Annotated in this window: 27 protein-coding genes, 1 other RNA gene and 1 pseudogene; 4 read left to right on the top strand and 25 right to left on the bottom strand. The window is 37.7% G+C overall.

Annotation, left to right across the window (positions count from 1 at the left end; all coding sequences use genetic code 11):
- Positions 1-68 precede the first annotated feature (68 nt).
- The 5 genes from rsmA to metG form a co-directional block, all read right to left on the bottom strand.
- The gene (rsmA, locus tag BMY13_RS18025) at positions 69-950 is read right to left on the bottom strand and encodes a 16S rRNA (adenine(1518)-N(6)/adenine(1519)-N(6))-dimethyltransferase RsmA (RefSeq protein ID WP_092490957.1); all 882 of its coding nucleotides are present in this window, start codon (positions 948-950) and stop codon (positions 69-71) included.
- Positions 940-1506, bottom strand: coding sequence for a ribonuclease M5 (gene rnmV / locus BMY13_RS18030; protein ID WP_092506322.1), 567 nt, complete (start codon positions 1504-1506; stop codon positions 940-942). Before rnmV ends, rsmA begins: the two co-directional genes overlap by 11 nt.
- A gap of 71 nt (positions 1507-1577) precedes the next feature.
- Positions 1578-2771, bottom strand: a complete 1194-nt coding sequence (locus tag BMY13_RS18035) for a resuscitation-promoting factor (RefSeq protein WP_092506324.1) — start codon at positions 2769-2771, stop codon at positions 1578-1580.
- 240 nt (positions 2772-3011) lie between these two features.
- Positions 3012-3788 (bottom strand): TatD family hydrolase, encoded by a 777-nt coding sequence (locus BMY13_RS18040; RefSeq protein WP_092490960.1) that lies wholly within the window; start codon positions 3786-3788, stop codon positions 3012-3014.
- A 138-nt stretch (positions 3789-3926) separates the two neighbouring features.
- The gene (metG, locus tag BMY13_RS18045) at positions 3927-5885 is read right to left on the bottom strand and encodes a methionine--tRNA ligase (RefSeq protein ID WP_092506326.1); all 1959 of its coding nucleotides are present in this window, start codon (positions 5883-5885) and stop codon (positions 3927-3929) included.
- Positions 5886-6241: 356 nt separating this feature from the next.
- On the opposite strand from metG, the gene BMY13_RS18050 reads away from it, so the two are divergent.
- Entirely contained in the window at positions 6242-6520 is a 279-nt protein-coding gene (locus BMY13_RS18050) for a transition state genes transcriptional regulator AbrB (RefSeq protein WP_092490962.1), read from the top strand.
- 313 nt (positions 6521-6833) lie between these two features.
- On the opposite strand, the gene rsmI is transcribed toward BMY13_RS18050, so the two are convergent.
- The 18 genes and pseudogenes from rsmI to tadA form a co-directional block, all read right to left on the bottom strand.
- Complete coding sequence (gene rsmI / locus BMY13_RS18055) at positions 6834-7712, bottom strand: 16S rRNA (cytidine(1402)-2'-O)-methyltransferase (protein WP_092506328.1); 879 nt, start codon at positions 7710-7712, stop codon at positions 6834-6836.
- Positions 7690-7983: a GIY-YIG nuclease family protein gene (locus BMY13_RS18060; protein ID WP_092490964.1), complete on the bottom strand. Its 294-nt coding sequence runs from the start codon at positions 7981-7983 to the stop codon at positions 7690-7692. Before BMY13_RS18060 ends, rsmI begins: the two co-directional genes overlap by 23 nt.
- Entirely contained in the window at positions 7970-8716 is a 747-nt protein-coding gene (locus BMY13_RS18065; RefSeq protein WP_092506330.1) for a tRNA1(Val) (adenine(37)-N6)-methyltransferase, read from the bottom strand. The genes BMY13_RS18060 and BMY13_RS18065 overlap by 14 nt, the downstream gene beginning before the upstream one ends.
- 179 nt (positions 8717-8895) lie before the next feature.
- Positions 8896-9204, bottom strand: a complete 309-nt coding sequence (gene yabA, locus BMY13_RS18070) for a DNA replication initiation control protein YabA (RefSeq protein WP_245251766.1) — start codon at positions 9202-9204, stop codon at positions 8896-8898.
- A gap of 50 nt (positions 9205-9254) precedes the next feature.
- Positions 9255-10079, bottom strand: coding sequence for a PSP1 domain-containing protein (locus BMY13_RS18075; protein WP_092490967.1), 825 nt, complete (start codon positions 10077-10079; stop codon positions 9255-9257).
- A 4-nt stretch (positions 10080-10083) separates the two neighbouring features.
- Positions 10084-11073, bottom strand: a complete 990-nt coding sequence (holB, locus tag BMY13_RS18080; RefSeq protein ID WP_092490968.1) for a DNA polymerase III subunit delta' — start codon at positions 11071-11073, stop codon at positions 10084-10086.
- 30 nt (positions 11074-11103) lie between these two features.
- Positions 11104-11544 (bottom strand): YaaR family protein, encoded by a 441-nt coding sequence (locus BMY13_RS18085; protein ID WP_245736156.1) that lies wholly within the window; start codon positions 11542-11544, stop codon positions 11104-11106.
- Between the two features lie 132 nt (positions 11545-11676).
- Positions 11677-12006, bottom strand: coding sequence for a cyclic-di-AMP receptor (locus BMY13_RS18090; protein WP_092490969.1), 330 nt, complete (start codon positions 12004-12006; stop codon positions 11677-11679).
- Positions 11975-12656 (bottom strand): annotated as a pseudogene (gene tmk, locus BMY13_RS18095) (dTMP kinase). The gene BMY13_RS18090 and the pseudogene tmk overlap by 32 nt, the downstream one beginning before the upstream one ends.
- Complete coding sequence (locus tag BMY13_RS18100) at positions 12653-14080, bottom strand: aminotransferase class I/II-fold pyridoxal phosphate-dependent enzyme (protein WP_092506335.1); 1428 nt, start codon at positions 14078-14080, stop codon at positions 12653-12655. The pseudogene tmk and the gene BMY13_RS18100 overlap by 4 nt, the downstream one beginning before the upstream one ends.
- A gap of 82 nt (positions 14081-14162) precedes the next feature.
- Positions 14163-14354 (bottom strand): sigma factor G inhibitor Gin, encoded by a 192-nt coding sequence (locus tag BMY13_RS18105; protein ID WP_092490972.1) that lies wholly within the window; start codon positions 14352-14354, stop codon positions 14163-14165.
- Between the two features lie 572 nt (positions 14355-14926).
- Entirely contained in the window at positions 14927-15190 is a 264-nt protein-coding gene (locus BMY13_RS18110) for a pro-sigmaK processing inhibitor BofA family protein (RefSeq protein WP_092490973.1), read from the bottom strand.
- A 70-nt stretch (positions 15191-15260) separates the two neighbouring features.
- Positions 15261-15485, bottom strand: a complete 225-nt coding sequence (locus tag BMY13_RS18115) for a YaaL family protein (RefSeq protein ID WP_092490974.1) — start codon at positions 15483-15485, stop codon at positions 15261-15263.
- A gap of 94 nt (positions 15486-15579) precedes the next feature.
- A complete protein-coding gene (recR, locus tag BMY13_RS18120) occupies positions 15580-16176 on the bottom strand; it encodes a recombination mediator RecR (protein WP_092490975.1) in 597 nt (198 codons plus the stop codon).
- Positions 16177-16187: 11 nt separating this feature from the next.
- Positions 16188-16505, bottom strand: coding sequence for a YbaB/EbfC family nucleoid-associated protein (locus BMY13_RS18125; protein ID WP_092490976.1), 318 nt, complete (start codon positions 16503-16505; stop codon positions 16188-16190).
- A 23-nt stretch (positions 16506-16528) separates the two neighbouring features.
- Positions 16529-18220 (bottom strand): DNA polymerase III subunit gamma/tau, encoded by a 1692-nt coding sequence (dnaX, locus tag BMY13_RS18130; protein WP_092506337.1) that lies wholly within the window; start codon positions 18218-18220, stop codon positions 16529-16531.
- Between the two features lie 197 nt (positions 18221-18417).
- Positions 18418-18683: signal recognition particle sRNA large type (gene ffs / locus BMY13_RS18135), an RNA gene on the bottom strand.
- A gap of 64 nt (positions 18684-18747) precedes the next feature.
- Complete coding sequence (gene tadA, locus BMY13_RS18140; protein ID WP_425445169.1) at positions 18748-19239, bottom strand: tRNA adenosine(34) deaminase TadA; 492 nt, start codon at positions 19237-19239, stop codon at positions 18748-18750.
- Between the two features lie 39 nt (positions 19240-19278).
- Here tadA and BMY13_RS18145 point away from each other — a divergent pair, with 39 nt between their 5' ends.
- Both BMY13_RS18145 and BMY13_RS18150 read left to right on the top strand, forming a co-directional pair.
- A complete protein-coding gene (locus BMY13_RS18145; protein WP_092490980.1) occupies positions 19279-19812 on the top strand; it encodes a cysteine hydrolase family protein in 534 nt (177 codons plus the stop codon).
- Positions 19813-19875: 63 nt separating this feature from the next.
- Positions 19876-21165 (top strand): glycoside hydrolase family 18 protein, encoded by a 1290-nt coding sequence (locus tag BMY13_RS18150; RefSeq protein WP_092490981.1) that lies wholly within the window; start codon positions 19876-19878, stop codon positions 21163-21165.
- 116 nt (positions 21166-21281) lie between these two features.
- On the opposite strand, the gene BMY13_RS18155 is transcribed toward BMY13_RS18150, so the two are convergent.
- The gene (locus BMY13_RS18155) at positions 21282-21800 is read right to left on the bottom strand and encodes a type 1 glutamine amidotransferase domain-containing protein (RefSeq protein ID WP_092490982.1); all 519 of its coding nucleotides are present in this window, start codon (positions 21798-21800) and stop codon (positions 21282-21284) included.
- A gap of 539 nt (positions 21801-22339) precedes the next feature.
- Positions 22340-22777, bottom strand: coding sequence for an Rrf2 family transcriptional regulator (locus tag BMY13_RS18160; RefSeq protein WP_092506339.1), 438 nt, complete (start codon positions 22775-22777; stop codon positions 22340-22342).
- Between the two features lie 141 nt (positions 22778-22918).
- On the opposite strand from BMY13_RS18160, the gene hmpA reads away from it, so the two are divergent.
- Positions 22919-24154, top strand: coding sequence for an NO-inducible flavohemoprotein (hmpA, locus tag BMY13_RS18165; RefSeq protein ID WP_092506377.1), 1236 nt, complete (start codon positions 22919-22921; stop codon positions 24152-24154).
- Positions 24155-24226 lie beyond the last annotated feature (72 nt).

Below are 24226 nucleotides of genomic sequence, written 5' to 3' on the forward strand. Positions count from 1 at the left end.
CTTATGCAATAATAAAATTCTTTTTTACTGCATAAAAAAGCTATTGCAATAAAGAGCAATAGCTTTGACTATTTTTCTGCAGCTTGATGAAAAGCATTAGCTAGTAATGCGAATTCCTGCATATTCAATGATTCTCCACGCCTTGTTCCATCAATACCAATGCGTTCCAGTATCACAGAAATCATTTCTTTGTCATATGTATCATTAAAATAACGCACCAGGTTGTTCCGTAATGTTTTCCGCCTTTGCGCAAAACAAGCCTGTACAATTGAAAAAAAATAATCTTCGTCATTTACTTGGACAGGAGGCTCATCCCTGGTTGTCAGTCTTAGGACACTTGAATCAACATTTGGCTGTGGCATAAAAACACTTTTTGGGACATTCATCAACACTTCAGCATTTGTATAATATTGAACAGCAATAGTTAATGATCCATAGCTTTTATTGTTTGGTTTCGCAGCCATTCGTTCGGCAACTTCTTTTTGAATCATTACTGTAAAACTTGTTACAGGTAGTTTGTCGCGTAACAATTTCGTTAAAATGGGAGTTGTAATATAATACGGCAAATTTGCTACAACATGAACCGGTTGATCTGGTTTAAGATGATTCTTAATTATTTCATCAACATTTGCATCCAATATATCCTGATGAACAACCTGGACATTTTCATATTCCTTTAATGTATCTTCCAAAATTGGCAATAAACGCTGATCAATTTCATATGCAATAACTTGGTCCGCGTGAAGTGCCAACTGCTCTGTCAACGCTCCAATGCCTGGGCCTATTTCAATCGCTAGAGTGGATTTATCGATACCAACCTCTTTAATAATATTTTCAAGGATATTTACATCAATCAGAAAATTTTGTCCCAAGCTCTTTTTAAAGGAAAATCCATATTTTTTCAGTATTTCCTGTGTTCGTTTAGGGGTAGCAATCTTTTTAGTTGTCATCCTTTTCCTCCTGCAGTACTTGGTTTATCGATTGCTCAAATTGGTCTTTCGTTATTTGAAACATGGTAAGACGCTTAAGCAGCTGTTTTCCATTCGTATGTCCAATTTGAAGTAATTCACCAAGACGGTCTCTTCTGTAACTAGCTTGAGGACTCCCAATTAATCCATATGTAATTAGATCCTCTCTCGTTATTTCACTTTCTTCCAAATCCTTTAGTTCATAAACGTCTTGTAATGACTGTCGGATTGCTGCAATAGATGCATGTTCAATTCCAAGACTTTTATTAGATTGTTTTGCACGTGCTTTATCACGTGTTAAAAAAGCATGTTTACAGCCGGGAACAGCCTTATCAATGATTTGACGAATTCTTTCACCTGGATAATCCGGATCGGTAAAAATTATAACGCCTCGTTTAGCCTTAGCATGCTGTATTTGTTTTATAATTATGTTATCAATAGCTGATCCATTTGTCTCGATCGTATCTGCCTCAACAGCTTGACGGATCTTAGCTGTATCATCACGACCCTCAACAACGATAATTTCCTTAATATTCAACGTAATATCCTCGTTTCAATAATAAATAATGCTCCTACCACTTTACCATGGTAAGAGCATTATATCATGTATTAATCTAAAACTTTAACTTTGACATTACTTCTTGTTCCATAGGCGAATGCATCAGCTCTTGTCGGCAAATGGATATCAATATGATTACCATTAATGCCACCACCAGTATCTGCAGCGATTGCATTTCCATATCCTTCTACCCATACTTTTGTCCCTAACGGAATAACACTTGGGTCAACAGAAATGACCTTTTTGTTTGGATTAGCATTTAAATTAATTCCTGTAGCAGTATAACCTGAACATCCGACACAATCAGCACTGTATGCAGTTACCCGCATCGAATATACTTTTCCACCAGAATCATTACTGCTTGAAACTGTTACCAATTCCTTTTCTTCTTTCGTTCCAAAAGCAACAACACGGTTTTCACTTTCCTGCTTTATCTCTTCACTAATAAGTTTGCGTTCAACTTCTTCTCCATTTTCTTTAATAACTTCAAACGTTTTAACTAGTAAGCCTTCATTACCTTCTTCAATAACGCGTTTTTTCCCTTTTTCAAGGTTATTATCTTCGCGTTTTTCTGTTTTATAATCAATTTTTTCCTTTACTTCAACAGTTTCTTTATCAACACGGACTACCTTAATAGTGGTGTTTTCGGTGACCTTACCATCTGTGTTTACTTTAATCTTATCTGACTTATCGTAGGAAATCTCGCTTTCCTCTAATACTTGATCGACTGTTCCGCCGTTAGTCCAAACTTTCTTATTCTTTCCACCATCATTAATGGTGATTTGAAAAGCTTTATCAATGGAAAGCTCAAGTCCTTCACTAACAGCGTCTGACTTACCATGTGAAACTTCATCATGTTCCGATAATGTCATATTATTTTCCTTTAGGAATTCTCCGACTGTATCTACCGTTGTATGATATATGTGTTCTTTGCCATCTATTGTTACCGTTATTTTATTAGCTTCTTTGTATGTAATGTTCATTTCATCGTCTATTTTTGCATCCATATCATGTGATAGTTTGTCATGTTTACTAAACGTAATCCCTAATTCAGCCAATAGTTCATCAACTGTATTTGCGTGTGTCTTGACCTTTTGTTTTTCACCATTTTCTGTTATTACCACTTCTGCCTTCGTTGCTTCGAATAGTGTAACTCCAGAAAATACAAGCAGTGCCAATACACCAACAACAGAAATAACCAGCTTCATTTTAGACGCCGGCAACAGCTTTGAAAAAATCTTCATGCTTTTTGCCTCCTTCTACCGCGACTTTGATTATATTAATACTTGTATGCAATTTCAACGATAATCCGTTTACGGTTTGTTTACATTCAAGTTACAAATAATTACCACTGTATAACAATCAACCCCCAAACCTTGGTATGACTTGCTTTTTTCACTAAAAAAAAGAGACTAACATTCGTGCTAGTCTCAAAAGAATATCCATTTTCATATTCAATTATTACATTTATATTTCATCAAATTTCATGTATTTTTTCCAATTTTAAACAAAGAAAAGGCGTTTTCTGTCGTTATTTGACTAAGTTCATCAAAAGGAACTTCCCTTAGTTCAGCTATTTTCTCCGCCACCAATTTAACATATGATGGTTCGTTTCGTTTCCCTCTGTTTGGATGCGGAGCGAGGAATGGTGCATCTGTTTCTATCAATAGCCGGTCTGAAGGTACTTCTACAGCCACCTCTTTTGGCATTGTCGCATTTTTAAATGTTACAGGACCTCCAAGCGATATATGGAAATTCATATCCAGGCATGCTTGTACATAATCAACTGAATCATTATAGCAATGCATTATCCCACCGATCTCTTTTGCATTTTCTTCCTGTAAAATTTCGATAATATCTTCGGTTGCTTCACGGTTATGAATAATAATCGGCATATTTAATTTTTTAGCTAGTTGAATTTGCTTGCGAAAGACGTCTTTTTGAACTTTTTTCGGAGACTTGTCCCAATGATAGTCTAAGCCCATCTCGCCTATAGCAACTACTTTTGGATGTGCAGATAATTCTTCAATCCAGGCCAAGTCTTCATCTGTCATATCAACTGCATCCACTGGGTGCCAGCCGACTGCTGCATAGATTGTTTCGTATTGTTCAGCTATTTTAATCGCTGGCGGAATTGTTTCACGATCAAACCCGACCACTACCATATATTTTACCCCAGCATCAAATGCACGCTGGATAGTTTCATCACGATCCTCTGAAAACTGTGCTGCATTCACATGGACATGTGTATCAAATAGCACATTAATCACTCCTTCATTTAGAAAACTTGGCTTATCGCCAAGCCTTAGTTGCTTTTAAGCAGTAAGAAAGGATTTATAATTTCTTAACTGCAAATAGTAGAAAAGGCCATACTCATTGAGCTGACCTTTTCCTAAGCTTTACTTCACTACAGAACCATTCGGCAGCGTTTGTTCTACAGAAGCAAGTACTAATTTCCCTGCATTATCTTCACCACAGAGAATCATACCTTCTGACATTTCTCCACGCAGTTTAACGGCTTTCAGGTTCGTTACACAGATTACTTTTTTCCCAACTAGATCTTCAGGTTTATAATGCTCTGCAATTCCAGATACTACTTGACGTTTTTCAGTTCCTATATCCAGCTGTAGCTTTAATAGTTTATCGGCCTTTTTTATCGTATCCGCTTTAAGAACTTCAGCAACACGCATATCAAGCTTCATAAATTCATCAAAAGCAATTTCCTCTTTTTGCTCTGGTGCTTGTTTTACAGCCTTCTTTTCTTCTTGGGCCGGTTTTTGCATCATTGCCTTAATCGTTTCTACTTCTTTTTCTACTTCTAAGCGAGGAAAGATAGGTTCCCCTTTTTTGACAAGTGTTCCTGTTCTAATTTCTCCATTTAAATGAACACTGTCCCACTCTTTCAGCGAATCATCTGTTACACCTAGCTGTTTGAAAATTTCTGTAGGGGCTTCTGTCAAGAATGGCTGAAGCATAATTGCCACTTTACGTAATGACTCAGTAAGGTGGGCCATAACATTTCCTAAACGTTCTTGTTTCGATTGATCTTTAGCTAATATCCATGGTTCAGTTTCATCAATATATTTATTCGTACGGCTTATAAGCTGCCACAAGGAAGCTAACGCAACTGAGAACTGCATATTTTCCATTGAATCTTCCACTTTTTCAATTGTGTCTTTCTGTAACTCTTCAAGTGATTGTTCAATATCTGTCTCCGATGCCTTGTATGCAGGGATTTCCCCATTGAAATATTTCTCAATCATTGCTACCGTGCGATTTAGTAAATTACCAAGATCATTTGCTAAATCATAATTTGTGCGATCCACAAACCCTTCAGGTGTAAACACACCATCAGATCCAAATGGAACTTCACGAAGTAAATAATAACGTAATGCATCGAGGCCATAACGATCCGTTAATTTAATCGGATCAACAACGTTCCCTTTTGACTTGGACATCTTACCATCTTTCATTAAAATCCAACCGTGGGAAAAAACTTTTGTCGGTAATGGCAGATCCAATGCCATTAACATAATAGGCCAATAGATCGTATGGAAACGAACAATTTCCTTACTCATCAGGTGAACATCGGCAGGCCAGAATTTCTGATATAAACCATCATCATCCGTGCCATAGCCAAGTGCCGTGATATAATTTGTAAGTGCATCAATCCATACATAAATAACGTGCTTCGGATCACCGGGAACTTTTATGCCCCAATCAAAAGTAGTTCTGGATACCGCCAGATCCTCTAACCCCGGCTTAATAAAGTTATTCAGCATTTCATTTTTGCGGCTCTCCGGCTGAATGAATTGCGGATTTTCTTCATAAAATGCAAGAAGTCGGTCAACATACTTACTCATCTTGAAAAAGTATGATTCCTCTTTTACTTTTTCGACAGGACCGCCACAATCTGGACAATGACCATCATCCAATTGACGCTCAGTAAAGAATGACTCACAAGATGTACAATACCAGCCTTCATATTCATCCAAATAAATATCACCTTGTTTTAAAAGCTGATCAAATATTTGTGCTACAACTTTTTTATGACGCTCCTCGGTAGTACGGATGAAATCATCATTTGTTATTTTTAATTTTTTCCAAAGATCCTGAATACCACTTACAATTTCATCCACGTATGCTTGTGGCTCCATATTTTTTTCTTTAGCTTTACGCTGGATTTTTTGTCCGTGCTCATCAGTTCCTGTCAAGTACATAACATCATAGCCGCGTAATCGTTTATAACGGGCAATCGCATCTCCCGCCACAGTTGAATAAGCATGTCCAATATGTAAATTGCCACTTGGATAATAAATTGGTGTGGTTATATAAAATGTATTTTGCTCATTTGGCATTGTTCTCTTACCTCCTCAATCACTAATTCTATTGTAGCGATTTTATCATAAGTTTTCCACTCACGTGACATAAACGTTTCATATCTAATTAGTATTGCCAATTGAATTATTTTCGATAAACGATAGTTGACTAAATTATTAACTAATTACACAGTTAACGAAATTTTCTCATTTGTTTTAATTTAGACTAAAAATCAGTTGACACTACTGGCAATGGTTGGTACTATATATTTAATATACATGTCGAAACATGCCGAAAAAAATTTATTAATGTTAGTAGTAGAAAAGCTAAGCAGCATCCCTATAAATAGGTGGTGTGTCACGTTTTTCTATCCGTTAGAGGGGGAGAATGGAATTTGAAGTCCACAGGAATTGTACGAAAGGTTGACGAATTAGGACGAGTAGTTATTCCTATTGAATTGCGCCGCACACTCGATATTCATGTAAAAGACGCTCTGGAAATTTATGTTGACAACGACAAAATTGTATTACAAAAATACAAGCCGAATATGACTTGCCAAGTAACTGGAGACACTTCCGATGAGAATTTATCATTAGCAAATGGTAAAGTCGTTCTTAGTCCTGAAGGAGCACAAGACCTTATTAATGAAATTCAATCACGACTAAATAAATAATATGTGACAAAAGTGGCTGACGCGAATCAAATCGTCAGCCACTTTTTTAATGCTGTTTTTTAAAGGTTTGTTGCAATTATAAATAAACTGCGACACTGACTAAGGGCAACCGATTCGAGTAAGTAGTTTGACTCTCTGACCACGCAGCGTTCTTTGCAAAGAGGTTCAGCGCAAGCCTGCGGAGAGCGAAGTGTATTTCCGGAGCAGTCTCATAGCGCTTAAATTATTTTTCAACATTACGTCACAGTTTATTTTAACTACGTTAAGATTCTTTGCTTGGAAAAGGAAACAATCCTTTTAGAAAGCAGCCTTATTAATTATTATCAACATGAAAAGCTTGATATACATCACGTTTTGCCATATTCCTGTCTACCGCTGCTCGTTTAATTGCATCCTTACTTGATAGGCCTTCTTCGTCTATATAATGTGTTACATGATCAGTAATGGAAAGGTGACTCCACCAAAGTTCATTTTCAACGATAGATACCTCACTTGTTCCCTCTACAACCAGACAGAACTCACCTTTAAGCTCTTTCTCTTCAGCCCATAACAGGAGTTCCTCCACTGTTCCTCGTGCATATTCTTCAAACTTTTTGGTAAGTTCACGTGCTACAACTATTTGCCTGTTACCGAGCTGCTCATGCATTACTTTCAGGGTATCCTTTAATCGATATGGAGATTCATAAAAAAGTAACGTTGCCTGTAAGGAATTTAACCGTTCCAGCTCAGTTGCCTTATCTTTCTTTTTCCGTGGTAAAAAACCATAAAAATGAAATTCAGCCGAAGGTAATCCTGATCCAACCAGCGCGCACAAAGCTGCGTTCGCTCCAGGTAATACTATAACTGATTGATCCGCCTTAATCGCTGCTTGAATCAATTCATATCCTGGATCTGAAATAGCCGGCATACCAGCGTCACTTACAACCGCAACCAACTCGCCATTTTCAATACGATCAAGCAACTCTTTTTCACGATTTTCTTTATTATGTTCATGATAGCTGACAAGCGGAGTTGATATTTCAAAATGGCTGAGCAATTTTCTCGTATTTCTTGTATCTTCTGCTGCAATTACAGCAGCACTTTTCAATATTTTTAATGCCCGAAAGGTAATGTCTTCTAAATTTCCAATTGGGGTTGGAACTACGTAAACAGCACCTTCAACCTGGTTATTAAAGCTTTTCTGTATTTTCATATTGAATCACTTCTTTCAGCTTGTCCCGAATTAGTTGAAATTTTTCCTTACGTGAAAGCTGTTTAACCTGATATTCCTTTTGTAAAGCTTCCTCTTTTGTCGAAAATCTTTCCACAAAAACCACTTGAAAAGGTCCGCGACCACGTGTGTATTTAGCACCTTTACCTTGTTCATGCATCGCTACTCTGTGCTCCAAATCATTTGTGTAGCCAGTATATAGTGTTTTATCTTTACATTTTAAAATATAAACTGTATGTTCATTGACGTCCATAAATAATATCCTCTGCTTCCTTCGTATACGTATTGTCATCATGATAAATAAATAATGGAGGCAGAATAGTTAAGTCTGCTTTCCCATCTCGTGTGCCCTCAATTAAAAGCATATTCGCATCGCGCCCCTGTTTAGGAGAAACAAATTGAATGCGTTTTGGCTCCAGCCTGTATTTACGGAATAAAGCAATAATATCCACTAGCCTTCCTGGCCGATGTACCATTGCGACTTTCCCGCCAGGGCGTACATGTAACTTGCAAGCCTTGACTACATCTTCCAATGTACAATAAACTTCATGTCGTGCGATCGTAAGGAATTCGTTTTTATTGTGCTCGGTTTTTTCTGGTGTACGAAAATATGGCGGATTGCATGTCACCACATCAAATTTACTATGACCGAATTCAGCTTGCATTTCCTTTAAATCACCTTGAACCATCGAGATTTGTTCACCTAATTCATTTAGAGTAACATTGCGCATTGCCATATCAATTATTCTTTCCTGAATTTCCACACCAATTATTGATGCGTTTGTTCGCTGGGACAGCAAAAGAGGAATGACCCCATTCCCTGTACACAGATCCAAGATATTTCCTTTCTTAATCGGTACGTATGCAAAATGCGCAAGTAGAACAGCATCAAGTGAAAAGGAAAACACAGTAGGACTCTGAATAATATGCATCTTCTCGTTCGCTAATAAATAATCATGTCGTTCATCGTCATATAATGGTACCATTTTGATTTCCATCCTTACTATGTTAGAAACTTATTGTTAAAGATAATCTTATTTCATAGAACCTTATGCTTAGGAGTGCATGCCTTAGTTTCATTTATGCAGTAAGAAAGTATTTATACTTTCTTAAATGCTTAGAATAGCTGCCCCTAATTGCTAGAGACAGCTATTCCAACTATTTCCTATTTCGTTTTGTTCAGAAATAACAGACAGAACAAACAATCCTCATCCTGACGCGGACTTCCAAAATGAACGTTACAAATATGAAAACCCTCTTCATAAAGTCTCGCCAGGTTATCATAGCCCTCACCAGGAATATCTTTTGAATGATCGACTATCTCATCTTCTTTAAAATCTTCATCCGTACTTTCTAAACGATTACGTAAATGATGATTCTCCATTGCAAGACGATGATTTTCTTCTAAAAGATCACTCAACCTGCCTTTTAAATCTCCTAGCTGTTCGTATAACTCACCTATCTGCTTTTCCATATCAGATACCTGATCAAAAATTTCCCGTTTCTTCACGCCTCTTCACCCCACTAGTCTGTGGCTTGCGCAATTATTCCTTCATCAATTAGTTCATCTAATGTATATTCAATGACACGTTCCGCTTCAGGCATTTCTATGTGAACGATTCGTTCTAAGATGTTTAGGCCAACTACTTTACCAGTACCATATGGTGTGGTAATAGCCTGCCCAATATCAGGTAAATCACGCTTTGCTGTTTCATAATCATCATTTTCATACTTCAAACAGCACATAAGCCGCCCACATAACCCAGAAATCTTTGCAGGGTTTAATGAAAGGTTTTGATCTTTAGCCATTTTAATAGATACTGGCTCAAAGTCCCCTAAAAACGTGGAGCAACAAAGCATTCTGCCACACGGTCCAATACCACCTAACATTTTTGCCTCGTCACGCACACCAATCTGTCTAAGTTCAATTCGGGTTTTGAACTGCGCAGCAAGATCTTTTACTAAGTTACGGAAGTCAACTCGACCGTCAGCCGTAAAATAGAAAATTATCTTATTACGATCAAACGTAAACTCTACTTCCACTAGATTCATATCTAGATTATGCTCGATGATTTTTTCCGTACCAGTTTTTAAAGCTTTATCAGCAAGCTCTTGATTTTCAACAACGGTACGTTTATCTTTCTCATCAGCTATTCGAATAACTTTCTTCAAAGGGAGAACAACATCCTCCTCATCGACTTGCTTGTTCTTGATAACAACTTTTCCAAATTCAATTCCGCGAACCGTTTCCACAACAACATAACTATCTACTTCTATGTTGCTATCTCCTGGGTCAAAATAATATATTTTACCCGCTTTTTTAAAACGGACTCCTATAACTTCAATCATTAAATCACCTCTGTATTTGAACGGTAAGTTGTTCCATTACCAGTGTTGGGTTAACATTCTGCTTCAATTTGCGTTTAGCATCAAGAAGCTTATTTAAGATGGCTAGTAATTTTTCCTGTGAAAAGAACATCACAAGCCCTTCTACTTTTTCATCATCCTTCGCGAAGACTACCATCGCTTCTTCTCTACCGATATGAAAATAAAGAATATCCTTAAAAGCTAGCATTAATAAATCCAGCCCTTGTTCTTGTTGTTTTCTATCCTTAAAATGTGGCATCCAGTGATTATGAATAAATAAAAAAACCTCATCTGGATTCTTTGAAAACATTTCTATTAATTGTACCATTAATTTTCGCGACTGCGCAAACCACTCATCTCCATTCAAGGCGATTGCATCATCCAAATTATTCGTCATAGCGCTCATTAGAATTGAATTTCTCTCAGACATACCAGAATCTAGTAGTTGCTTTTGAAAAGCTTGCGGATTTAACGGCTGTAAATCAATTACCTGACAGCGTGAACGAATAGTGGAAATAATTGACTGGCTATTCTCAGTCATCATAATTGCAGTAGTCTTCTTGCTGGGTTCTTCCAAAAACTTTAATATACGATTCGCTGCATTTGTTGTTAACGTATCAGCACCTTTGATCACATATACTTTCTGACTGGATTCTAGTCCTGAATACGTAAATTCTTTTTGCAGATGTTCAATTTGTTCTTTTTTAATCGATTGTCCGTCAGGTTCGATCCAATGCAAATCTGGATGATTCCCTGAATCTATTCGTTTACACTCATTACATTCCTGGCAAGGTTCCACATCAGTCCTATGGGTACAAAACAGAACCTTTGCTAATAATAAACCAATTGATTCTTTTCCTGTTCCTCGTTCGCCTTGAATTAAGTAGGCATGCGATATGCGGTCTTTTTTAATGCTATTGGTGATTATCTTACTCGCTAATGGCTGGATTTCTGCTACTTCAGACCACGTTTTCATAATTCCCCGCCCTTACTTTAGATCGATCCTTTACGTATATAAATTAACCAGTAAACCCTTTATCTCTCCAATAAGGCCAAGCAGATCTACTGTCTTTTTTTCCTGATTCATTATATCTTCGGTTAATTCAATTAACTTATCGTCGACTTCCTTAACGATTGCCAGTTTGCTGTTGTTACCTTCCATACTAAAACTATGTGACTTCTGTAAATCGAGTCCATTATAGACTGTTTCTTGTAAAAATCCTTTGACCATCCGTTTAAACTTTACCAAATCCCTAAAAGAACGAAAACGAGCAAGCTTATCTCCTTGAATCGTAATGTTCTTCATTAATTGCTGAACTTCTTGCTGCTTTAATTTATGTGTTTGGGACTGAACCATTCCATTAAAGGATGGGCGACCATCGGCAGCAGCTTTCTGGTTTTTAGTTGTCGTGTCCATTTGTGATGGAAGTTCCTGATTAATTTTCACAGGATCAGCCCCTTTCTGTTTATTGAGTTACTATAGATTTCAGGCTGTTTTCAGTACGCATTGGTGCTTTTTCATCTTCATAGTTTATATCTATTCTCTCAAAGCAACAATCTTTACTATAAGAGCCAAATGTTAGAACTGCATAAATGATTCAATTGGCAGGATAAATACTGTTGCACCACCGACTTCAACTTTTACAGGCTTTGGAATATACGAATCTGCATTCCCACCCATTGGAGAAATAGGTGCAACCATCTGTTCGCGTTGAGAGCAATTATCCCGGATTATATTTAAGGCTTCATCGACATATTCATCCTCACAGCCAATCATTAAAGTGGTATTGCCTTCTTTTAAAAACCCTCCAGTTGTTGCAAGCTTTGTTGTCTTGAAGTTTTCCCCGCCTAAAGCATCAGTAAGACGGTTAGTATCTTTATCCTGAATAACAGCAATAATTAACTTCATTATTCTTACCTCCCTTACGCTTTATTTGTTAAACGGGAAACTATAAGATTCATTGCATCTGCTTCAACTTGTTCGAAAGGCTGATTAGCATTTATGACTTGGATACGCTCAGGGAATTTAAGCACAAGCTTTTGATATGCCTGATAAACTTGTTCATGGAAATGAATATTTTCCAAATCCAAACGGTTTCTCTCTCTATCTTTATTCGCCGAAATTCGCTCTAACCCTTTTTTTGGTTCAATATCAAAAAATATTGTCATATCGGGCATACAATCTTGAATGGCAAATTGGTTAATCGTAAAAACTTCATCCATCCCAAGACCCCTTGCGTAACCTTGATAGGCTAAACTGCTATCAATAAAACGGTCACATAATACGATTCTCCCACTTTCTAAGGCTGGTAATACCTTTTCAGCCAAATGTTGTCGGCGTGCGGCTGCATAGAGTAGAGCTTCGGTTCTTCCGTCCATAGTTGTATGTGTTGGATCAAGAATTATTTTTCGTATCTTCTCCGCTATATCAATTCCACCAGGTTCACGTGTAGTTAGAACATCATAGCCCATAGCTGTTAGTTTTTTTCCTAGAGTTTGGAGAATAGATGACTTGCCTGCACCCTCGCCACCCTCAACTGTTATAAAATATCCGCTCACGTAATTTGCTCCTTTGTATTAAGAACGCTAATTCCATTCATTTTATCACGATGCTGTATCTCAACGCCTTGTTCTGTTAGATGTCTAATTATATTAATATGTTTATCTGTAATCCGTTCACCCTTTAAAATAAGCGGTATTCCAGGTGGATATGGGATAATCGCTTCTGCTGCAACATATCCGGATGATTTATTAAGTGGAACTTTTAATGTATCTCGTTGCTGTAATGTTTGATAGGAAACAGTAAGCTCATGAATATCTGTAAATAGATTGTCTATCTCTATTGTAGCATGATTTGGGCAAATTTTTAATTGTTCCTTTATTCGTTTTACTGCTTTTTTTAGATGATTGATGTTTTCAAATGGTGCGAGACCATGAATTAATAATACCTGATTATGCGTAACAAGTTCCGGATAAACATGCTGATTTTCAAGAAGACTTGCTACACCCTTTGCAGAAACCCCATCTTTCAACTGTAGGGTTATTTTTAATGGATCGTTCGCTGGAAGTATATCCCATAACTCCGGAACCTCAAGTATATCTCGAACCATTGCAACACTTTCCATAATGTTATCTATATCTTCTGCTTTCATTGTTGCCAGAAACGAACGAGCAATATCCAATGATGCCATTAACGGATAGGATGGGCTGCTCGATTGAATTAACTGCAAATAATGCGTAATTTTATCTTTTGATACAAGCCTTGAACGAAAATGTAAAAAAGAACCCATTGTCATTGCTGGTGCCATTTTATGTGCGGAGTGGATTACTACATCTGCTCCTAGATCGAGTGCTGACTGCGGAAAAGCTTTATCAATTGAAAAATGTACACCATGAGCCTCATCAACAAGTACTGGTATATTATATTCATGTGCAAGTTCAATCGATTCTTTAATCGGAAATGTTTTGCCGAAATAATCCGGATAGGTCAATACAACAGCTTTTGCATCGGGATGCTGTTCTAGCGCACCTTTTAGCGTTTTGATGTTTGGAGCCGTATATCGATCTACTGAATTATCAAATTCAGGTGTAATAAAAATGGGTCTCGCTCCACTTAATTCCAATCCATTGAATATTGATTTATGACTATTGCGCTGTACAATTACTTTTTCATTAGTCGAACATGTTGCTAAAATCATTGCAAGATTTCCAGCAGTGCTTCCACCTACAAGAAAATAAGTGGCATCGGCCCCGAAATATTCAGCGGCAAGACTCTGTGCTTCCGCTATTGTGCCATGTGGGGAATGTAAATCATCAAGGCCTGAAAGTTCAGTCATGTCCAGCTTTAAAATAGAACTGAAATAGGTTTGGACATTTTCCGGGAAGATTTCTCCGTTCTTATGACCTGGCACATGGAAGGAAATAGGGTTCATCTCAGAAAACTGTTGAAGTGCATCAAATAACGGTGTTGCTTTTTGTTTCATATGACATTCCATCCTCTTTTTTCATCTTCTTCTATCCTAACAAAAAAGGCCTCTGCAAGTATAACTGCAAAGACCTTACTATTTATGAATATAATGTTGGTTGATTCATATTTTTTAATTTTTGTAGATAATAATGATATTTTTCTTCTCTTGGCTCCGTGTGAATCATATTTCTTTCGCATTCACAACAGATAAATAGTTTGTATAAATGAATTCCTCTTTCTTTCTCCTCTTCACAAATGCCACAGCGTTCGTTTAAAATTACTTGTTTCATCTCCCCACCTCCGTTAGCTTAGTATCTCCTAATCTAACGAAATATATACATAAAATCTTTGAAACAACGAAACTTCTTATTCATAACTATATGTGCTGTTAGCCTGTATGTTTCCACATTTCAGAAAATATTTCTTACATTTTTCTTTCACCTTTAATTCGCAGTTTATATCTTTTTAGCCGTTATGAAATGATACAAGATCCCATACTGAAACAACAACAATCCTTTAGTAAAATACAGACCACAAAGAACAAAGGCGCAAGCGCCTGTTCAGTGCCGTATGGACTGTGCTCAGCGCTGCGGGTAGGTCGACGTTGCCGCAGGATGTGGTGGTTTTAGTCGAACATCCTTTATTTCTTATCGTAGACACGGGGAGGGAAGTCCACTAGGCACTGGCCGGTGAGAACGCCCGTCCTGTGGCGTCACCGGCACTAGTACGTCCTGTACGTCGGAGCTGGACGTGGCTGATTCGGGAGTCCAGTTATACACAGCACTTAAATTTTATAGTTTCCTAAACAATTAAAAACGCATGTGGATTCATATAGATTCCACATGCATTTAACGCTTATTGGTTATATAACAAATAGATGAATAGCGGCGAGAGAGGTTACACCAAACAAGCCTAAAAACCCAGATATAACTACGGTAAATAGATTGATAGGAATATGCAACCCGATAGCCCCTCCAAATACATTAAAGAAAAATAAAAACAAAATGCCAATTCCCAATTTAATGGTACTGCTTCCAATAAAGCGCATTGGTTTCACAGGAGCACCTACGAATAATAGGATTACTATTAAAGCAACCATAATCGATATAACTATTGTTGAACCCAAGTCAAAACACTCCTTTTACTTGTCCCTTTCTACTTACATATGAAAAGGAATCAAGAAAAAGAACTTAAAACTATTTATTATATCGAATTGCACTAATTTTTCTTCGTCGTGCTTCACGTAATAAAAACAAGTACTTTACCTGTGAAATATTTTCCCTATAATAACCATCTACTGTTGGCTCAATACTTTTTTCGACAAGCGACTGGATTTGTTTCCATTCTCGCTCTAGTGTGAAAATAGAACCTAATAATTGCTCATCAACTGTGCGCTTCAGCTTTTTGCTTTTTTTAGCCATGTTGTCACCTAACTTTTAGAAAACTTGACTTATCACCTGGTTTGGCGAAAGTCTCGTTCTCTTTCTGCTTGTTGGAATTTTATAGCTGATAGTGCTACAAATCTCTTCTTCCTTCTAATGCTTTTGATAAGGTTACTTCATCAGCATATTCTAAATCTCCACCGACAGGCAACCCGTGTGCTATTCGGCTTGTCTTGATTCCTGATGGTTTAACAAGCCTTGAAATATACATTGCTGTTGCTTCCCCTTCGATGTTCGGATTTGTTGCGAGAATTATTTCTTCCACTTCTTCATCCTTTAACCTATTAATCAAATCAGGCACATTTATATCTTCTGGCCCGATACCATCCATCGGTGATATTGCACCATGAAGTACATGATATTTGCCATGAAATTCTTTCATTTTTTCCATTGCAATAACATCTTTAGGATCTTGAACAACACAAATAATCGACTGGTCTCTTGAAGTATCCTGGCAAATGGAACATGGATCCTGATCCGTTATATGACCACAAGTCGAACAATGTGTTAGTTCACGCTTTGCATTAACTAGTGATTTTGCGAAATCCAGTACATCATCATCTTTCATATTTAACACAAAAAACGCCAGACGAACAGCTGTTTTAGGTCCGATACCTGGCAATTTTGTAAAACTGTCAATCAATTTGGAAATCGGTTCTGGATAATACATCAAAGTGCCTCCTAGAACATTCCAGGCATATTCATTCCTTGTGTGAATTGTCCCATAGTTTCATTTGTTTTATCATCAATTTGCTTTATAACATCATTTGTTGCTGTAAGAATCAGGTCTTGTAACATTTCCACATCATCTGGATCGACCACATCTTCCTTGATTTGAACATCAGTAATTTCTTTTTTTCCGTTTGCAACTACAGTAACCATACCGCCACCTGCAGATGACTCAAAACTCATTTCATGTAATTCTTCCTGTGCCGCCATCATTTTCTTTTGCATTTTTTGCATTTGCTTCATCATGTTACCCATATTTCCACCTTTCATGGAAATCGCCTCCTCAAAATTTATTAATCGTGAACTTCCAATAAGTCATCACCAACAAGTTTCCTTGCTTCTTCAACTAACGGGTCCTCTTGCTGGCCTTCCTCAGTGGTTGCTGCTTGTTCTTGCTTACTTATATATTCATTGCGTAATTCCTGCCAATTATTAGCTGGGATTGGAATAATTGTTAATTTTTTACCCGTAGCACTAGTCAGCACAGATTCAATTGTTTCACGATTATCCATAAATAAAGAACAATGAATTTCGTACTTAAATTGAACTACAAGTGCCTGATCTGATGCTGCTGCAGGCTTACTATCCTGTATAGTTGCATGTGCAGGGGCACTAGTGGTCTTCAGTTTATTTAAAAATGAAGCCCATTGTGATTGCACTTCTTTTAACGCTGGTTTTTGCGCTTCCTGAAGTACATGTCGGATTTTTTCATATGGAACTTTAAAACTATTCTTTGTTGTTCTTGGCTGTGATCGCCTTGGCTCGTTTGATGGGGCTTGACGACCTGTATTTGCAGGGGATTCTTTTAATGTTGTCAGTTCTTTTTCTAAATGCTCCAGCCTGCTTAATAGTTTTGTAATGGCATCGGAATCAGCAGCGTTATTTGATTCATTTTCCCTATAGCCTTTATTCGTAATCGTAAGTAAAGCAATTTCGATAAATACTTTCGGGCTGTTTGTCCATTTTATTTCCTGCTGACATTGATTGAGCTGCATGATTGCATCTTGAATCCATTCAATTGAAACATTCTCGGCAAGTTGTTTAAAACTATCATCGATGATCGCCCGTTCCAGAATACCTTCTAAGTTTGGCGCACTTTTGTAAAGCAATAAATCGCGTGAAAAATAAATGAGGTCATATACAAATCGTGCTGGGTCTTTTCCGTGTTGAATTAACTCATCCAGTAATGATAAAGCACCTTGTACATCTTTTTCATGCATTGCTTTAACAATATCCGTTAATATTTCCTGCGAGACGCCACCAGTAACTGCAAGGACATCTTCCAGCTCAACCCCTTCCTCACTATAGGAGATTGCCTGATCGAGAATACTTAAAGCATCACGCATGCCACCCTCTGCAGCTAACGCAATCGTTTCTAAAGCTTCCGGTGATACTGTTATCCCCTCTGCCTCAATAATTGACTGCATTCGTTCGACAATCGACTGACTCGAAATCGGTTTAAAATCAAAGCGCTGGCACCTCGAAACAATTGTCAGTGGTATTTTATGCGGTTCGGTTGTTGCCAAAATAAAGACAACATGCTTTGGAGGTTCCTCCAATGTCTTCAGCAATGCATTAAATGCATTCGTCGAGATCATATGAACCTCATCAATAATGTATACCTTGTAAGGCACCGAGCTTGATGCATATCTAACCTTATCACGAATATCACGAATATCTTCAACACTTGTATGTGATGCAGCATCCATCTCAATTATATCAGAAATGGAACCATCCTGAATTCCACGGCATGAAGCACATTCATTACATGGTTCTTTCACAGGGGCATTTTCACAGTTTATCGTTTTTGCGAAAATCTTAGCAGCACTTGTTTTCCCCGTTCCACGTGGTCCGGAAAATATATACGCATGCGAGAACTTCTCCTGTACTATAGCATTTTGCAAAGTTCTAGTAATATGTGATTGTCCCACAACATCCTGGAAGTTTCTCGGACGCCATACACGATATAAAGCTTGATAGCTCATAATGAACGTTCCCCTTTGTGAATTCTATCTAAATTATACTCGATTATGGGGGTGAATGTGAACCTTAACGTATAATTCATTTTATTTGGTAATAATAAAGTGCTAAATCGTTCATCTTCATTGATAAACATGTTACGACTAAAAAAGGCTGTATCAAACATCACAGTGGATATTGATACAGCCTTTAAATATGTATACCGTGCACCCATTGTCGATAAGGCGCCCCTAAGCGTTACTCAAGTTCATGGCTCGGCCTAGGCTTCCCCGCGGCACACTGAGATAACCACTTACTGCTGCTTCCTTCCGGATCTGACAGAATTCATGGGTCTCTGTTGCGCAGGACCTCGGCGTCAACACCAATCCCTTAAGGCAGACCCTAAAGTCGTCTTACCTCGAATGGGAATTCAGCCTCGCTATAGCGGATTGCGAGTACAGGGCACCGCTACCTCCCCACTTAGCACGGCAATAACAATTATAACGATTTTACAGTAATAATGCAATCAGAAATTGATGAGATTATTTGGAAGTTATTCCTTTTTCCTTTTTCGCAAAACCTTAAAAAAATCAGTCAGCAGATTTCCGCATTCCTCTTCCAAAATACCACTTGTAACTTCAACCTGATGATTAAAACGTTCATCATCCAATAAATTCATCAACGTGCCTGCACAGCCTGCCTTTTGATCAATTGCTCCAAATACGACACGCTTAATTCGTGATTGCACAATTGCACCAGCACACATTGGACAAGGTTCGAGCGTCACATATAACGTACAGTCCTCAAGCCTCCAACTGCCGATTTTTTCGTTCGCTTTTTTTATAGCAATCAGCTCAGCATGGGATAAAGTTTCCTGTGAAGTTTCACGTAAATTGTATCCTGCCGCAATAATTTCACCCTTGAATACAATTACAGCTCCTATTGGAACCTCACCAATTTCTCTTGCTTTTATCGCTTGATTTATTGCATCACGCATATATATTACATCATCCAAATCCAAACACCCCGCTAAGTTTGAAATCATCAATATAGGTAATAATGAAAAAAAGAAAGGAGTCTCCCTATGAAAACTTACATTGATAATAGTGCAATTATATTTATTGATATCATTAACCATTTTAATTTCGATGGCAGTGAAAAACTTCTCAAAAACACTAATGAAATTTTACCACATTTAAAGCGTTTAAGAACTTTTGGCAAAGAAAGTAATATACCAATTATCTATGTAAATGATCATTATGGCTTGTGGCAGGCAGACTTTCGTAAAATTATTGATCATTGCGAGAATGACTTTAGCAAGCACGTTATTCAAGATTTGAAGCCAGATGATGACGATTATTTTCTAATTAAACCACAACATTCAGCCTTTTTCCAAACTCCACTTCATGCCTTGCTAAACGACTTAGGCAAAACCCATTTAATCCTGGCAGGGATTGCTGGAGATATATGTATTTTGTTTACTGCAAAAGATGCCTATATGTATCAATACTCCATGCATATCCCTGAAAATTGTATGGCATCTGAAGAAAAAGAAGGTAATGAATATGCGCTATATTTAATGCGTTCCGTTATGGATGCAAATACTAAACCAATCTAAAGGTATATCTGCCCCCTCCCCCTCATAAAGTGTAAGTAGGACGAAATCGTGGGAGGGATTCTTGTGCAAATTTATGTTGTACAACAAGGGGATACACTAAATGCAATTGCAAATACATACGGGGCCAACCCTAGTGATGTCATCGATGCCAATGAACTGGATACACCAGATAACCTTGTTGTAGGTCAATCGCTAGTAATTCCTATCGTTGGTGAGTTTTATGTTGTTCAACCCGGTGATAGCTTGTATTCTATTTCTCAAAAGTTTGGTATGTCATATCAGCAATTAGCTCAAATAAATAACTTACAGGTAGGAAACATATTATCTGTTGGCCAACGCTTATATATACCCGCCAGACAAAAACGCGAAATTACTGTTAATGCTTATATTGAGCCTACAGGTGATGAAGTTTCAGAAACATTAGTTAACTCCGCAACAAAAAATGCTCCATACCTTACGTATCTTGCCCCTTTTAGCTATCGGGTGGGTCGTGATGGAACCCTTACAGCACCACCACTTGATAACTTTAAGCAAATTGCAGATGCTCAGAATGTTTCACTAATGCTCGTAGTAACTACCTTGGAAGAAGGATCTTTCAGTAGAGATCTAGGTCATATTATCGTAACCGTTCAAGCAGTACAAAATACGCTGCTGGACAACATCGTCAATGTAGCAAATGAAGTTGGATTTAGTGATGTTCACTTCGACTTTGAATTCTTGCCGCCAGATGATAGAGAAGCGTATAATAATTTTTTACGTAAAGCAAAGCAGCGGCTTTCAGAAGCCGGTTTATTAATGTCGACTGCACTAGCTCCAAAAACCAGTGCAGAACAAGAGGGCGCATGGTACGAAGCCCATGACTATGCGGTACATGGTGAATTAGCCGATTTTGTAGTGTTAATGACCTATGAATGGGGCTATAGCGGCGGACCAGCAAGAGCTGTATCACCAATAAACGAAGTCCGCAAAGTCGTTAACTTTGCCTTAAGTGTAATGCCTGCAAACAAAATATTATTAGGGCAAAATCTATACGGCTATGACTGGACACTACCTTATGAAGAAGGTGGTGAACCTGCTGAAGCACTCAGCCCGCAACAAGCAATCGCCAGAGCCAGAGAACAGAACGTAGCTATTGAATACGATACAGAAGCACAGGCACCATTTTATACGTATACAGATGACCAGGGTAATCAGCATGAGGTATGGTTTGAAGATGCCAGGTCAATACAGGCGAAATTTGATTTGATAAAACAATTAGGATTGCGTGGAATCAGTTATTGGAAACTAGGGTTGGCATTTCCACAAAACTGGCTCCTGCTGCAGGATAACTTTACAATTGAAAAACTGGAATAAAGATATAAAGAAAAATAAATCCGAACTAATTCGAATTCTATTTCAAGAATTTCGAATCATAGTTCGGATTTCACTTCGACTAAAACAGTTTTGTCCTAGCCCTCTTGTTCGTTTTATTATTTATCTAAAAGCTTTAATGACTCCCGATTAAATGCAGGAATGTCATCTGGCTGCCTGCTTGTAACCAGCTGGTTGTCACAAACAACAACTTCTTCATCTTTTACATTTGCACCAGCGTAATCCATATCCACTTGAATAGATTTAAAACCTGTAGCTTTGCGTCCTTCTAATGTTTTAGCTGTAATTAATAGCTGAGGACCGTGGCAAATTGCTAATACCGGTTTTTTCACATCCATAAAATGCTTGGCAAAGGTCACGAACCGTTCATCGGCACGTAATTGATCAGGTGAAAATCCACCAGGAATAAATAATGCATCAAATTCTTCAGGATTCACATCATCAATCGATTCATCAATGATGACAGTTGCCTCGTTATTTTTACCGGTTACTTGTTTTCCTTTTTCCTTTTCTATGGTTACCACTTCATGTCCAGCATCCTTAAATTCTTTTGCTGGACCTGTATATTCTACATCCTCAAACATATTTGTTAATACTGCTGCTATTTTTTTACCCATTTGTGATCCGCTCCTTTTAAGAAGATGATTCATAAATGAGTATTCCCATTTTATACAAATTAAAACTACCCCGCCTCATACTAACGGAATCACTTGTGAGGTGCAACATCACAAGTGAAGTCTCACCTATAATCACATAATTTTCACCGTTAAATTTACCGTGAAAAATAGCTTGGATAATTCTCCAAGCCTTTCTAATACCTCTTAGCAGCCGAGTTTAAGTGTATTTATTCACTAGACAGGCTGGCACCCACTGATTTGGCGGATCCTCATTCCGTTATTTCCTTAAAAACGTCTATTTTGATTGTGTTATGTAATCCTCATTCCACTAATTAATCTTTTCAGCCACATTTTTCATTGTTATTAACTAAATAACGGAACCAGGAACCGTTTCAACCTTGTAGAACAGCTTTCTTACCCATTTAGCGGAACCACGATCCACTTCACTGGTTTGTGATTCACATTCCGCTGAAATCACAGTAAAACAAGCGAAACCTCGTGTGTATTTTATTGTGTTTACACCTTTGAAGTGAACCCGTTTACCTCATACCCATCAGTTCACGAAGTCGTTTATCATTGACTATCATATCCTTCAACGTATACTGATCAAGTACTTGAAAAAAGGCATTTAGTGCTTCACCGAAAACATGTTTTAAATTGCAGGCTGGTGAGATGACACATTGGTCAGTTCCTTTATCAAAGCACTCAACGACCACTGCATCATTTTCCAGATTTCGAACCGTATGCCCAATATTGATTTCCTCCGGAGGCATCGCTAACTGGATTCCTCCATTCCTTCCACGTACAGTATCGACAAGGCCAAGTTTACTTAACTCAAAAACAATTTTACCCAGATGATGCTTTGAGATTGTAAAAGTTTCCGAGATTTCTTTGATACTGGCCAACTCATTTTTAGGCTTCATCCCTGTATATATTAATACACGGATTCCATAATCGGTATATTTTTTGAGGTTCATTTTTAGTCTCCTTATCACTAACTTCACAAATTTGTCATCTAATGAAGGACTTTTCCCCTATTGAGACAGTGTAAACAGTATCTTACAATTAAAGATGTATTTAAAATACATCTTTAAATTTAATAAAGGGAGTGCTTTGTGTTGGTAACAAGTATAACAACAGGGTTAGATAGTCAAACAAAGGATATTGTAAAATCTACTGTACCACTTTTGCAAGAGAGAGGGGAAGACATCACCAAACGTTTCTATCAGCTACTATTTAAAAATAACCCCGAGCTGAAAAACATCTTCAATCAGACCAATCAGCGAAAAGGTAACCAGTCTAAAGCACTGGCAAATGCAGTGTATTCTGCTGCATTCTATATTGATGAACTTGAAAGAATAATGCCGCAAGTAAAACAGATTGCGCACAAACATAAAAGTCTAAATATCCAGCCTGAACATTATCCAATAGTAGGCGAAAATCTATTGGCAGCCATTAAGGAGGTATTGGGTGAATCAGCTGATGAGGAGGTCCTTATTGCATGGGAAAAAGCTTACTCGGTAATTGCTGACGTATTTATTTCTACTGAAAAAGAGATGTATCAGGAAGCAGAGAAAACTATCGGTGGCTGGTCTGGGTTTCGTAATTTCATGGTTGTAGACAAGGTGGTAGAGAGTGATGTAATCACCTCACTTTATCTTGAAGCTGCGGATGGAGAACCGTTTGCCATCCATCAACCTGGACAATATATCACTGTTAAAGCGGAAATTGAAGGAGCGCCATATAACTATTTACGGCAGTATAGCCTATCATGTGCACCTGGTGGTGGAGCTTACCGGATTAGCGTTAAACGAGAAGATGCTCTTAATGGCCACCCACCAGGCATCGTTTCTAATTATTTGCATTCAGATATCAATAAAGGAAGTATTTTACCAATCACAGTGCCATCAGGGTATTTCACGCTTGATTCCCAAGATATTAGACCTTTAGTGTTAATAAGTGGAGGGGTTGGATTAACGCCACTCTTGAGCATGCTGGAAAGTACGATTAAAAATCAGCCGGAACGTGAAATCTATTATATTCATGCAACGCAGAATGGCAAAGTACACGCAATGAGAGAGGCTATACAAAATATAGATAAAAAGCATGATCAGGTGCATACGTACACCGTTTATGACAACCCGACCGATAATGACGTTAAATTTTATGATAAAGTGGGCTATATTGATTATAACTATTTATCCACTATACTGCCTACCAATAATGCTGCATTCTACTTTTGCGGTCCGAAGGGGTTTATGCAATCAATCTATAAAAGTCTATCTCAATTTGAGGTAGAAGACAAAGATATAAACTATGAATTCTTTGGGCCATCGGAAGAAATAAAAGATTAATTAGAAAATGCCTTATGCAGTAAGAAAGAGTAAATACTTTCTCACTTGCTAAAAAAGGGTGCCAAATAGGCA

It is taken from the genome of Virgibacillus subterraneus (assembly GCF_900110695.1).
GTDB lineage: Bacteria > Bacillota > Bacilli > Bacillales > Amphibacillaceae > Lentibacillus > Lentibacillus subterraneus.